Genomic DNA, 12871 nt, shown 5'->3' on the forward strand with positions numbered 1-12871 from the left:
TTCTCTTCAGATGACAATTATGAAGGCAATGAATTTGAGTCAGCAATAGTGGTAAATGCTTCAAGCCAAGAGGAAGAGGATAAATTAAAGAAACAGGCTGAACTTTTTATACATAACAAAATAAAAGAAAACAAGGGTGGATTTGCAAATTACAAAGAGCTTGCAAATGTTTATTTTGGTGCAATTAATCAAGTCAACGATCAAAAGGTCGGGAAGACTGGTACAACATTAATATTAACTTTGGATGGAATTGAAGAGATTGAGCACTGTTAAAAATATATATCAATTGTATCTATAAAATACTTTATCAAACTTTTTATTAGGGAGATTAAAATGAGTTATGTAGATTATAAAAGAATAGAACAACTTGGGGAAGGGGGAAATGGTTGGGTATTTCTAATGTGTGATAACTCAAATTCCGAAGAATTTGCTGTTAAAGTCTCGAAGATTAATGAAGCTACTGGGGAACATTCAAAATTAAAATTAGAAAGATTTAAAACTGAAGCAATGAAAGTTCATGAACTTTATAAAGCTGGGCAAAAAGGAATAATACCTGTACTAAAGTACGAGTTACCTTGTAAGGATTCAGGACAGTATTTCTTTGTAATGCCTAGAGCAATCCCTTTAAAGGAAAAAGTGCAAAGTTGCAAGGAAATTTATGAACTAGTAGAAATATTTGAGAAACTAGCAGAAACATTAGTGGAACTCCATGAAAAGAATATCACACATCGAGATATCAAACCTGAGAATATTTTATATTATGATGGAACATATTGTTTTGGAGATTTTGGGCTTATCGATTTTCCAGAAAAAGAGGATTTAACAAGAGCTAAAGAAGCGCTAGGAAACCGAAAGACTATGGCTCCGGAAATGAGAACACCTAATTTGGTTGATGATTCTAAACCAGCAGATGTATATTCATTTGCAAAAACTTTATGGATTGTACTTACTAATGAAGAGTATGCTTTTGATGGTCAATTTAATTATTTTGAGAATCAAAAATTGCAGAATAGATTTCCTCATCAACATTTCGTTGAATTATATAAACTGCTTTCCGACGCTACAGCTGAAAACCCAATAAAAAGACCTACAATCCAGGTATTTCTTAATAGGTTATTAGAATGGAGAGAAATTACCAAAAATCGAGGAGCGGCTTCAAGAAGTTTATGGAGATTTATTGAAGAAACAGTGGTCCAACAAAATAATCCTAGTACCGTAATATGGAGAAATAAGGAACAAGTTGTTGGGATAGTTAAACAACTATCCAAATTGAATTTTAATCATACTTTTATTCACGGCTCTGGAGGAATGGATTTATATGATATAACAGAAGCTGATTGGGTAAATGAACGAGATATTCTAGCTATAGATTTTGGTTTTAATCATACAGAACTATTCAAATTAAAGCGATTGATTTGGGAAATTCCAAATGATGATCCTGAGTTTAGTTATTTTCGTTTAGAATTCGATCGGTTAGATCCAGTTTATCCTGAAAGGATTGCAGAGCTAGAGAAATGGATGAAATTACAGGATTTTATTGATAATTCACTATTAATAAAAGAAGATTTAATTATAAACGAGGGACAATATGAACCTTACTATGAATCAGATGATATAGCATCTTATGTTACTAGATGGACGGATGGGGTATTTTTAATAGTCCATAAATCGTCTATCTATAATAGAATACAGGCTACATATGATGGAAGACATTCTAAATTAAATACAGAAGAATTCAGAGAGTATATGGTGATATTACAATATATATATAATCATCTGATGCTTAATCCATATTTTTGGAAATTAGCACATGATGATCCCTCAGAAGGCAATGTATTTCAAAAATTAAAAAACCTTGTAAAGTTGAATAACAAACAATTAGAGGAGATACTAGGTAAAAAATAAAAGGTGATGAATAATCGTGTTTGATAAAAATCATTAAAATTAATTATAAGAAAAAAAGGGATGGAAGATTCCCATCCCTTTTTAGTTATTATAGATAAGCAATTGTAACAATTTATGAAAAAGATGTACTTAAGCTACTGGTACTTTAATTAAATAAGGAATCTGGAAACATAAACTAGCAAATTCGCCCCTACTTGGATAATATTTTAAATTGTCATAAGTAAATATTTATTCTAGAATGGAGACTGTAGAGGTTGAGGGAAAACGGTCTAAAAAACTATCAAGAGACTGCCGAGACCCCTTGATATTAATGGGGAATCTGAAGCTGAATGGGGTACTGGTGTCCTCCACAGTCTTCAAAACTGCTTGAGACCTGCGTGCCAGGTCTGGTGGGTTCGATTCCCACGCAGTCCCGCCTATACTGACTTTCTTGTCAAACGAACAATTTCAAACACACACAGTCTTTTGGTCATTTTAAACGAAACTGTGTGAAACCGAGAATACGAAACTGTGTGAGTTCAGAACCTTCAAATACTATTTATTTGGAGGTTTTTTTGTATGAGAAAAGGTGTTAGAAAACATGGTCGTGTTACAGCAACTAGAAAGGTCACGGAGTCGTTTACAATGGTTGAAATGTTTGAAAGGTTCATGTGGTTTAAGAACTCTGAAGGACTAGCTCCAAAAACTGTGGAAGAATACGAAATTCACTTTCAATGGCTGTGTGATTACTTTGGTAAAGACTTATCACGAGAAGAAATCACAACAGAGGCTTTTCTTGGTTGGGTTGACTTCATGGTTCACGAGAAACAACTGAAACCGAACACGGTTAACATAAGAATTAGGACAATGAGAGCTTTCCTTCGATATTGCTTCATGGAGAACTTGATTGACGAGCCAATCCATGAACGCTTTAAACCAATCAAGGTTGCAGAGGAAGTAATTGAAGCTCTTTCCGTTGCAGAAATTAAGAGTCTGTTGAATGCTTTTGACGAGTCAACTTTTGCTGGGTATCGTGATAAGGTAATGACTATGGTCTTACTTGATACAATGGTTCGTATCTCGGAACTACTTGCAATGAAGCGTTCAAATGTAGACTTTAAAGCTGGTACTATCAAACTAGAAGCAATGAACACTAAGACTCGTAAAGCTCGTGAAGTACCACTATCAACAAAGACCATGAAACTCTTAAAGGAGTACATGGACGAGTCCTCGGACTTTGGTGAAGACCTTTTATTCCTAACTTATGACGGACGTGAAATGCTATCGAATACATGGTGAACACGACTTCATGAGGTTGCTGAATTGTCTGGAGTTAAGAAAGCTGTTCGTCCTCACATACTAAGACACACTGGAGCTTTACTTTATATTACAAATGGAGGAGACCCCTTCAGTTTACAAAAGATTTTAGGGCATACAGACATGTCAATGACTCGCAAGTATGTGAACATGACCAACATGGACGTAAAGCGTCAGCATAATTCATTCAGCCCATTAAGACATGTTTTTCGTTAAGCTTTCCCTTGGTGGAGAGCTTTTTTGTATTATGTATTCCTAGCCATGTCATATTATGGAGAATATTTGTAATTTCGTGGTATAATTGTTCTAAAAAAAGTAAGGAGACTAGCCTTGGGGATAATTGATATTTTTTCTAAAAGAAATAACAACAATAAAAAATCTATCTTTAAATACGACGTAATACCTCAACCATTAAGAGTACAAGTGGCTCATATCTGGAGAGACGCAATGGGTCAGTATGACTCTGGGAGATACTATTATAATAGTAGCAGTTCCTCTAACGATACTTGGGACTACATTCATAAGTCATTATGCAAAGAATATGGGTTAACTAGCTTGAGTGAAATGGGACGTAACTCTATCGAGAATTGTTTTGCTTTTTTACAACAAGAGAAGTCAGTCGAAAGAGTACTCGATATTATCGAACTCACTTTCAAAATAATAGATACCGAAATAAGAAGAGAGCGTCGGAACTGGGCTGATAAAGGAATAACTCAATATCCAGACGACGCAATTAACGAACTAAATAAAAGGTTCCAAGAACACGGAATTGGTTATCAATATCTTAATGGGAAGATAGTCCGTGTAGACTCTGACTATATTTATCGAGAAGCCGTTGAACCAGCTGTTGACCTTATGTTCGGAGAAGGCTTTAAGGTAGCTTCAGAGGAGTTTATGAACGCTCACGAACACTTTAAGAAAGGCAGAGATAAGGAAGCTATTGTTGAAGCTGGGAAGGCTTTTGAAAGTGTCTTGAAGTCGATATGCTCTAAAATGAATATCAAGCTCACTGGTAAAGAGACCGCAAACCCATTGATAAAGCTTTTAATTAAAAATCAAGTGATACCAGAGTACCTTGAGAACTCCCTAATGGGTCAACCAGTTTTAAGAAATAAACACGCACACGGTCAAGGAGAAAAAACGGTTCCACTTCCAAGATTCACAGTCGCTTATGGCTTACATTTATGTGCAACCAACATTGTGTTCCTTATTGAAGCTTATAAAACAAAGAAATAACGACAAGCTCTCCGACAAGGGAGCTTTTTCTTTTTGCCAATGTAACACAACGATCGAAACTTGTTCATTCAGAATTACTCCGAAACTTCACTCAATCTCTCTGCTTCAAAAACTCCCTCTCTAAACAAATTCTAAAAACAGCTTCAGACTCAATGTCCTCGCTTGGACTTGGAACTTTCCTCGAACGCTTCCATCAATTCCCGTAAATCTTTGATGGCTAGTTTTACACTCTCTTTTTTATTTTCATGCACTCCAGTTCCTAATAATTCATCGTGTTGAGGGAAGGAATTATTCGCTAAGCTTTTGTAGCCCTCTGGTACTGTGAATATTTCTACAGTAATAGTAAATCCCAGGCTTATATAGATTTTTATAATTTCTAGTTCTTCATTTTTAACTTTTGTTACAATTCTCATACGATAGTCCTCTCCAGATAGAAAGCAATCAAATTCATAATTTAGATTTTATATATTTATATTTACTTAAACTAGTATACGCTTAAATCCTACCCTATTTCCAGTGCCTGTTATGCCCTGATATTTGTTGAAGACTGCAAGTGGCCAGGGTTTTGGTTGTTGATTTAAAGAGATAAGATATTGTTATCTCAAGAAATAGTTTTAGGGAAATAAACTTTCCTAAAAAAAGAAAAACTTTCTGTTGCATTTGTAAATTTGAGGTGTTATGATAGATAAGTTGCTTTTAACGGCGGTTTTAATAGTTAAAAGTGAAAACAAAAAAGTTGTATTATTATATTGACATAGTAATTGAGATTTGATATGATAATAAATGTCGCTTCTGACATGACAGATTGTTCTTTGAAAACTAAACAAACAAAAACGTCAACAAACAATCAATTAATCGTGTTTCTTCTATTAATATTAAGAACACGAGCCAACGTAACAAAATGAGCTAATCAACTTTCTTGGAGAGTTTGATCCTGGCTCAGGACGAACGCTGGCGGCGTGCCTAATACATGCAAGTCGAGCGAATCAATAGGAGCTTGCTCCTGTTGGTTAGCGGCGGACGGGTGAGTAACACGTGGGCAACCTGCCTGTAAGACTGGGATAACACCGGGAAACCGGTGCTAATACCGGATAATCCTTTTCCTCTCATGAGGAAAAGCTGAAAGTCGGTTTCGGCTGACGCTTACAGATGGGCCCGCGGCGCATTAGCTAGTTGGTGAGGTAACGGCTCACCAAGGCGACGATGCGTAGCCGACCTGAGAGGGTGATCGGCCACACTGGGACTGAGACACGGCCCAGACTCCTACGGGAGGCAGCAGTAGGGAATCTTCCACAATGGACGAAAGTCTGATGGAGCAACGCCGCGTGAGCGATGAAGGCCTTCGGGTCGTAAAGCTCTGTTGTTAGGGAAGAACAAGTACCGGAGTAACTGCCGGTACCTTGACGGTACCTAACCAGAAAGCCACGGCTAACTACGTGCCAGCAGCCGCGGTAATACGTAGGTGGCAAGCGTTGTCCGGAATTATTGGGCGTAAAGCGCGCGCAGGCGGTCCTTTAAGTCTGATGTGAAAGCCCACGGCTCAACCGTGGAGGGTCATTGGAAACTGGGGGACTTGAGTGCAGAAGAGGAAAGCGGAATTCCACGTGTAGCGGTGAAATGCGTAGAGATGTGGAGGAACACCAGTGGCGAAGGCGGCTTTCTGGTCTGTAACTGACGCTGAGGCGCGAAAGCGTGGGGAGCAAACAGGATTAGATACCCTGGTAGTCCACGCCGTAAACGATGAGTGCTAAGTGTTAGGGGGTTTCCGCCCCTTAGTGCTGCAGCTAACGCATTAAGCACTCCGCCTGGGGAGTACGGCCGCAAGGCTGAAACTCAAAGGAATTGACGGGGGCCCGCACAAGCGGTGGAGCATGTGGTTTAATTCGAAGCAACGCGAAGAACCTTACCAGGTCTTGACATCCTCTGACACTCCTAGAGATAGGATTTTCCCCTTCGGGGGACAGAGTGACAGGTGGTGCATGGTTGTCGTCAGCTCGTGTCGTGAGATGTTGGGTTAAGTCCCGCAACGAGCGCAACCCTTGATCTTAGTTGCCAGCATTTAGTTGGGCACTCTAAGGTGACTGCCGGTGACAAACCGGAGGAAGGTGGGGATGACGTCAAATCATCATGCCCCTTATGACCTGGGCTACACACGTGCTACAATGGATGGTACAAAGGGCTGCAAGACCGCGAGGTTTAGCCAATCCCATAAAACCATTCTCAGTTCGGATTGCAGGCTGCAACTCGCCTGCATGAAGCCGGAATCGCTAGTAATCGCGGATCAGCATGCCGCGGTGAATACGTTCCCGGGCCTTGTACACACCGCCCGTCACACCACGAGAGTTTGTAACACCCGAAGTCGGTGGGGTAACCGTAAGGAGCCAGCCGCCTAAGGTGGGACAGATGATTGGGGTGAAGTCGTAACAAGGTAGCCGTATCGGAAGGTGCGGCTGGATCACCTCCTTTCTAAGGATAAAGCTGGACCTGTGAGCCAGACAAAACAGTTTGTTTGATCGACGTTTCTTGTTTGTTTAGTTTTGAGAGTGCAATTCTCTCAGAACTTTCGTTCTTTGAAAACTAGATAATCGTAATGAAGAAGTCAATGTAAGAACCGAGTCAATGCCATTTTAGTTTTCTCTCTTATGTAAGTAAGAGAATAACCTTTTAGGTTAAGTTAGAAAGGGCGCACGGTGAATGCCTTGGCACTAGGAGCCGATGAAGGACGGGACTAACACCGATATGCTTCGGGGAGCTGTAAGTAAGCTTTGATCCGGAGATTTCCGAATGGGGGAACCCACTGTTCGTAATGGAACAGTATCTTTACCTGAATATATAGGGTATTGAAGGCATACCCGGGGAACTGAAACATCTAAGTACCCGGAGGAAGAGAAAGCAAACGCGATTCCCTGAGTAGCGGCGAGCGAAACGGGACATAGCCCAAACCAAGAGGCTTGCCTCTTGGGGTTGTAGGACACTCAACATGGAGTTACAAAGGAACGGAGTAGATGAAGCGATCTGGAAAGATCCGTCATAGAAGGTAAAAACCCTGTAGTCGAAACTTCGTTCCCTCCTGAGTGGATCCTGAGTACGGCCGGACACGAGAAATCCGGTCGGAAGCAGGGAGGACCATCTCCCAAGGCTAAATACTCCCTAGTGACCGATAGTGAACCAGTACCGTGAGGGAAAGGTGAAAAGCACCCCGGAAGGGGAGTGAAATAGTTCCTGAAACCGTGTGCCTACAAGTAGTTAGAGCCCGTTAATGGGTGATAGCGTGCCTTTTGTAGAATGAACCGGCGAGTTACGATCCCATGCAAGGTTAAGTTGAAGAGACGGAGCCGCAGCGAAAGCGAGTCTGAATAGGGCGTATGAGTATGTGGTCGTAGACCCGAAACCAGGTGATCTACCCATGTCCAGGGTGAAGTCCAGGTAACACTGGATGGAGGCCCGAACCCACGCACGTTGAAAAGTGCGGGGATGAGGTGTGGGTAGCGGAGAAATTCCAATCGAACTTGGAGATAGCTGGTTCTCTCCGAAATAGCTTTAGGGCTAGCCTCACGTAGTAAGAGTCTTGGAGGTAGAGCACTGTTTGGACTAGGGGCCCTCATCGGGTTACCGAATTCAGACAAACTCCGAATGCCAAAGACTTATCCGTGGGAGTCAGACTGCGAGTGATAAGATCCGTAGTCAAAAGGGAAACAGCCCAGACCACCAGCTAAGGTCCCAAAGTATACGTTAAGTGGAAAAGGATGTGGAGTTGTTTAGACAACCAGGATGTTGGCTTAGAAGCAGCCACCATTTAAAGAGTGCGTAATAGCTCACTGGTCGAATGACTCTGCGCCGAAAATGTACCGGGGCTAAACGTATCACCGAAGCTGTGGATTGACATCTTAGATGTCAGTGGTAGGAGAGCGTTCTAAGGGCGTTGAAGCTAGACCGTAAGGACTGGTGGAGCGCTTAGAAGTGAGAATGCCGGTATGAGTAGCGAAAGATGAGTGAGAATCTCATCCACCGAATGCCTAAGGTTTCCTGAGGAAGGCTCGTCCGCTCAGGGTTAGTCGGGACCTAAGCCGAGGCCGAAAGGCGTAGGCGATGGACAACAGGTTGATATTCCTGTACCACCTCTTTATCGTTTGAGCAATGGGGGGACGCAGGAGGATAGGGTAAGCGCGCTGTTGGATATGCGCGTCTAAGCAGTTAGGCTGAGAAGTAGGCAAATCCGCTTCTCGCGAAGGCTGAGCTGTGATAGCGAGGGAAATTTAGTACCGAAGTTCCTGATTCCACACTGCCAAGAAAAGCCTCTAGCGAGATAAAAGGTGCCCGTACCGCAAACCGACACAGGTAGGCGAGGAGAGAATCCTAAGGTGAGCGAGAGAACTCTCGTTAAGGAACTCGGCAAAATGACCCCGTAACTTCGGGAGAAGGGGTGCTTTTTGAGGTGAATAGCCTCGAAGAGCCGCAGTGAATAGGCCCAGGCGACTGTTTAGCAAAAACACAGGTCTCTGCGAAGCCGCAAGGCGAAGTATAGGGGCTGACGCCTGCCCGGTGCTGGAAGGTTAAGAGGAGGGGTTAGCTCACGCGAAGCTCTGAATCGAAGCCCCAGTAAACGGCGGCCGTAACTATAACGGTCCTAAGGTAGCGAAATTCCTTGTCGGGTAAGTTCCGACCCGCACGAAAGGCGTAACGATCTGGGCACTGTCTCAACGAGAGACTCGGTGAAATTATAGTACCTGTGAAGATGCAGGTTACCCGCGACAGGACGGAAAGACCCCGTGGAGCTTTACTGTAGCCTGATATTGAATTTTGGTACAGCTTGTACAGGATAGGTAGGAGCCTGAGATACGTGAGCGCTAGCTTGCGTGGAGGCGTCGGTGGGATACTACCCTGGCTGTATTGAAATTCTAACCCGCACCCCTGATCGGGGTGGGAGACAGTGTCAGGTGGGCAGTTTGACTGGGGCGGTCGCCTCCTAAAGAGTAACGGAGGCGCCCAAAGGTTCCCTCAGAATGGTTGGAAATCATTCGCAGAGTGTAAAGGCACAAGGGAGCTTGACTGCGAGACCTACAAGTCGAGCAGGGACGAAAGTCGGGCTTAGTGATCCGGTGGTTCCGCATGGAAGGGCCATCGCTCAACGGATAAAAGCTACCCCGGGGATAACAGGCTTATCTCCCCCAAGAGTCCACATCGACGGGGAGGTTTGGCACCTCGATGTCGGCTCATCGCATCCTGGGGCTGTAGTCGGTCCCAAGGGTTGGGCTGTTCGCCCATTAAAGCGGTACGCGAGCTGGGTTCAGAACGTCGTGAGACAGTTCGGTCCCTATCCGTCGTGGGCGCAGGAAATTTGAGAGGAGCTGTCCTTAGTACGAGAGGACCGGGATGGACGCACCGCTGGTGTACCAGTTGTTCTGCCAAGGGCATCGCTGGGTAGCTATGTGCGGACGGGATAAGTGCTGAAAGCATCTAAGCATGAAGCCCCCCTCAAGATGAGATTTCCCATAGCGCAAGCTAGTAAGAACCCTGAAAGATGATCAGGTTGATAGGTCAGAGGTGGAAGCGCGGTGACGTGTGGAGCTGACTGATACTAATCGTTCGAGGACTTAACCAATTTTTAAGGCGAACTTGTTTTTACACACTTCTTCTGCATTATCTAGTTTTGAGGGAATGATTCCTCAATAAAATAGTCTGGCAGCAATGGCGAGAAGGTCACACCCGTTCCCATACCGAACACGGAAGTTAAGCTTCTCAGCGCCGATGGTAGTTGGGACACGCGTCCCTGTGAGAGTAGGACGTTGCCAGGCTAACCCTCTAGGGTTATTTTTTTTGTTAAAATTTGTTATGGCCCCTTGGTCAAGCGGTTAAGACACCGCCCTTTCACGGCGGTAACACGGGTTCGAATCCCGTCATCCTCCACCATTTATTTTTTTTGCTTTTTTGAGCCATTAGCTCAGTCGGTAGAGCATCTGACTTTTAATCAGAGGGTCGAAGGTTCGAGTCCTTCATGGCTCACCATCTTAATATTGCGGGTGTGGCGGAACTGGCAGACGCACAGGACTTAAAATCCTGCGGTAGGTGACTAATGTACCGGTTCGATTCCGGTCCTCGGATACCAATTTATAAATTAATGCGCCCGTAGCTCAATTGGATAGAGCGTCTGACTACGGATCAGAAGGTTATGGGTTCGACTCCTTTCGGGCGCGCCATTATTATTGCGGGAAGTAGCTCAGCTTGGTAGAGCACTTGGTTTGGGACCAAGGGGTCGCAGGTTCGAATCCTGTCTTCCCGACCAGACGAGAGTTTGCATTAATAAAATGGGGCCTTAGCTCAGCTGGGAGAGCGCCTGCTTTGCACGCAGGAGGTCAGCGGTTCGATCCCGCTAGGCTCCATCATTTTTAAAAAATGGCGGTGTAGCTCAGCTGGCTAGAGCGTACGGTTCATACCCGTAAGGTCGGGGGTTCGATCCCCTCCGCCGCTATATATGATATTAATGCTAATGTTGTATTAATGTTAGTGGTATTGGCCCCTTAGCTCAGCTGGATAGAGCATACGCCTTCTAAGCGTACGGTCAGAGGTTCGAATCCTCTAAGGCGCATCTTTAAAAGGGGCGTTAAAGCCCGTCAAATCAACCTTCTAGAACGCTAAATGAAACGGTCAGTGCATCGGTCAAAAGCCGAAATACACCCGATATTTCATTAACGTTTTAGGAGGTTTTTTACATGCCGAAAAAGAAAAGCGTTTTTACTATTACGGAAGATTTGAACAATCTTTTTATTGAGCGTTCTGCACAGAGCAAATCGAATCCTGAGGGATTAACCATGGTTAATGCACTAACGTCTATTACTCGCCAAATGGAGATCAGTGGTAATCGCCCAAGGACAATTAGCGATTATTCTATCCAAGTAAATCATTTTGCTGAGACGACTAAAATTACTTACTTAAGTGACATTACTGTTTTTACATCTGATGTTGGAAATGACCAAGTGTTTGTACGAATTGATTTTATATAAGCAAGTGCTCTTTTATTATCGAGTCTGGGAGATAAATAAACAATGCATCGGATTAGAGAGCTAATGAAGCAATGAAACGTTTGACCATAACCCTATCGAAAAAGCAGAGGAAATTTTTAAAGGATATATCCAAAGCAGCCAAGCGCTTTTTCAAAAAAGCCTTGGCTGTTTGTCATTCTACAACACCACGTGTCGTAACGGTTGATGAAAATCCAGCGTATCCTTTAGCCATTGAACAGTTAAAAGAGGAAAAGCTGATGCCTGAAGGCGTCAAAATCAGGCGAATACGGTATCCTAACAATATAGTGGAGATCATCGTTTCATTAAGAAACGTGTGCGTTCTATGTTGGGATTTAAGTTGTATGAAACAGCCACTTCTATATTGAGTGGCATTGAAGCGATGCATATGATGAAAAAAAGACAACTTCACCAACAGGTGAGGTCTGTTCAAAATGAAGTCAAATTCATACATAAGTTGTTTGGATTGGCATCATAAACTGTCATTGAACAGGTCATTAAGTTCTATGTCTCTATCAAATGATTTTTGCACCAGAACCATCTTTTTGACTATCTTCAATCTAAAACCTCACACCTAGTAAACTTAAAATAATTATATAACAGTTGTTGACTTTTAAAATCTGTTATAATACAATCAATCTAACAAATATATCCACTATTTCAGGAGGTCATGAAAATGTTAACTTTAGAATTCTACCGTAACTTACCGGAAAAAGAATGTCGTGAATGTGGAGACACCATTGAGGAGCAACACGAATCTTATTTATATGAGTGTGAGAGATGCATCGGAAATCATGAAGCCTAAGGTAACGAATATGATTAATCGTGCTAGATGATTGCCCTGTTCCTTTTTCACAACTATAGGTCAGATAGCAGGGGGGCTATCACGGTATACAGCGTAGGTGGGGCTCATACCAAGAACAGGGCATGAAGATAGTGCAAAAACTAGCTTCCTATGAATAATCTTTCAAAAAGTCACAGGTACAGAACGAAAGGAGAACAAGTAAAATGGGAATGTATGAACAAGCCTATAGCAGGTATATGGAGAAATGTGAGGAATTTGGAATTAAGGCCATTGATTTTATTGAGTTTATTCGGAACTTAACGACAGAACAAATTCAAATGATAGTAAGTAACTAATCAGACTTGAACATAGTATCCTCTTATTAGTTTAGTCTATTTAACTAACGCCTACATTCCATAGGTTCCTGTTCCATTTACGGCAGGCTGCCGTACCAAACGAGTCGAAAATCTTAAAGACCTTGGGCTTCTCGCCCAAACCTATCCAACGGTAGCCCGTTGGATCGTATTTACGGCCCCTATTAATCTCCTTCTTTGTTCTATTTATTGTAATCGTTTGCTCATAAGGGCGGTCAAGGGTGCTACGCTAGCGCTTCGCAAAGTTTGTGAACTTT

The 12871-nt window shown here is 42.7% G+C and carries 7 protein-coding genes, 7 tRNA genes, 3 rRNA genes and 2 pseudogenes; 18 read left to right on the top strand and 1 reads right to left on the bottom strand.

Annotation, left to right across the window (positions count from 1 at the left end; translation table 11 throughout):
- The 5 genes and pseudogenes from QF028_RS00005 to QF028_RS00025 form a co-directional block, all read left to right on the top strand.
- The coding region (locus tag QF028_RS00005; RefSeq protein ID WP_429463142.1) for a hypothetical protein at positions 1-273 on the top strand (273 nt) is incomplete at its 5' end.
- A 60-nt stretch (positions 274-333) separates the two neighbouring features.
- Complete coding sequence (locus tag QF028_RS00010; protein WP_429463143.1) at positions 334-1905, top strand: protein kinase domain-containing protein; 1572 nt, start codon at positions 334-336, stop codon at positions 1903-1905.
- Positions 1906-2226: 321 nt separating this feature from the next.
- Positions 2227-2320, top strand: a tRNA-Sec gene (locus QF028_RS00015).
- Between the two features lie 218 nt (positions 2321-2538).
- Positions 2539-3417, top strand: a pseudogene (locus QF028_RS00020) (tyrosine-type recombinase/integrase).
- A 114-nt stretch (positions 3418-3531) separates the two neighbouring features.
- On the top strand, positions 3532-4437 hold the full coding sequence (locus QF028_RS00025; RefSeq protein WP_429463145.1) for an STM4504/CBY_0614 family protein: 906 nt from the start codon (positions 3532-3534) through the stop codon (positions 4435-4437).
- Between the two features lie 149 nt (positions 4438-4586).
- On the opposite strand, the gene QF028_RS00030 is transcribed toward QF028_RS00025, so the two are convergent.
- Positions 4587-4850: a hypothetical protein gene (locus QF028_RS00030; protein ID WP_429463147.1), complete on the bottom strand. Its 264-nt coding sequence runs from the start codon at positions 4848-4850 to the stop codon at positions 4587-4589.
- Between the two features lie 503 nt (positions 4851-5353).
- On the opposite strand from QF028_RS00030, the gene QF028_RS00035 reads away from it, so the two are divergent.
- The 13 genes and pseudogenes from QF028_RS00035 to QF028_RS00095 all read left to right on the top strand — a co-directional run bounded on the left by QF028_RS00035 (position 5354) and on the right by QF028_RS00095 (position 12596).
- Positions 5354-6903 (top strand): 16S ribosomal RNA (locus QF028_RS00035).
- Positions 6904-7104: 201 nt separating this feature from the next.
- Positions 7105-10039, top strand: a 23S ribosomal RNA gene (locus QF028_RS00040).
- A gap of 76 nt (positions 10040-10115) precedes the next feature.
- A 5S ribosomal RNA gene (gene rrf, locus QF028_RS00045) occupies positions 10116-10232 on the top strand.
- Together the 16S, 23S and 5S rRNA genes with 6 tRNA genes alongside form the textbook arrangement of a ribosomal RNA operon.
- 135 nt (positions 10233-10367) lie before the next feature.
- A tRNA-Lys gene (locus QF028_RS00050) sits at positions 10368-10443 on the top strand.
- Between the two features lie 9 nt (positions 10444-10452).
- A tRNA-Leu gene (locus QF028_RS00055) sits at positions 10453-10539 on the top strand.
- Between the two features lie 18 nt (positions 10540-10557).
- A tRNA-Arg gene (locus QF028_RS00060) sits at positions 10558-10634 on the top strand.
- A gap of 9 nt (positions 10635-10643) precedes the next feature.
- Positions 10644-10720 (top strand) — tRNA-Pro (locus QF028_RS00065).
- 24 nt (positions 10721-10744) lie between these two features.
- Positions 10745-10817 (top strand) — tRNA-Ala (locus QF028_RS00070).
- Between the two features lie 15 nt (positions 10818-10832).
- Positions 10833-10906, top strand: a tRNA-Met gene (locus tag QF028_RS00075).
- 241 nt (positions 10907-11147) lie between these two features.
- On the top strand, positions 11148-11438 hold the full coding sequence (locus QF028_RS00080; RefSeq protein ID WP_429463149.1) for a hypothetical protein: 291 nt from the start codon (positions 11148-11150) through the stop codon (positions 11436-11438).
- Between the two features lie 131 nt (positions 11439-11569).
- Positions 11570-11934: pseudogene (locus QF028_RS00085) on the top strand (DDE-type integrase/transposase/recombinase); the annotation flags it as partial.
- A 198-nt stretch (positions 11935-12132) separates the two neighbouring features.
- On the top strand, positions 12133-12261 hold the full coding sequence (gene yhfH / locus QF028_RS00090) for a protein YhfH (protein WP_088090819.1): 129 nt from the start codon (positions 12133-12135) through the stop codon (positions 12259-12261).
- Between the two features lie 203 nt (positions 12262-12464).
- Positions 12465-12596 (top strand): hypothetical protein, encoded by a 132-nt coding sequence (locus QF028_RS00095; protein ID WP_429463151.1) that lies wholly within the window; start codon positions 12465-12467, stop codon positions 12594-12596.
- Positions 12597-12871 lie beyond the last annotated feature (275 nt).

Source organism: Neobacillus sp. B4I6 (assembly GCF_050434045.1).
In the GTDB taxonomy this organism is placed as follows: Bacteria; Bacillota; Bacilli; order Bacillales; family Cytobacillaceae; genus Neobacillus.

Coding starts and splice junctions, on each gene's coding strand:
- QF028_RS00030 (WP_429463147.1), bottom strand. CDS start 4,850: ATGAGAATTGTAACAAAAGTTAAAAATGAAGAACTAGAAATTATAAAA.
- QF028_RS00095 (WP_429463151.1), top strand. CDS start 12,465: ATGGGAATGTATGAACAAGCCTATAGCAGGTATATGGAGAAATGTGAG.
- QF028_RS00080 (WP_429463149.1), top strand. CDS start 11,148: ATGCCGAAAAAGAAAAGCGTTTTTACTATTACGGAAGATTTGAACAAT.
- QF028_RS00010 (WP_429463143.1), top strand. CDS start 334: ATGAGTTATGTAGATTATAAAAGAATAGAACAACTTGGGGAAGGGGGA.
- yhfH (WP_088090819.1), top strand. CDS start 12,133: ATGTTAACTTTAGAATTCTACCGTAACTTACCGGAAAAAGAATGTCGT.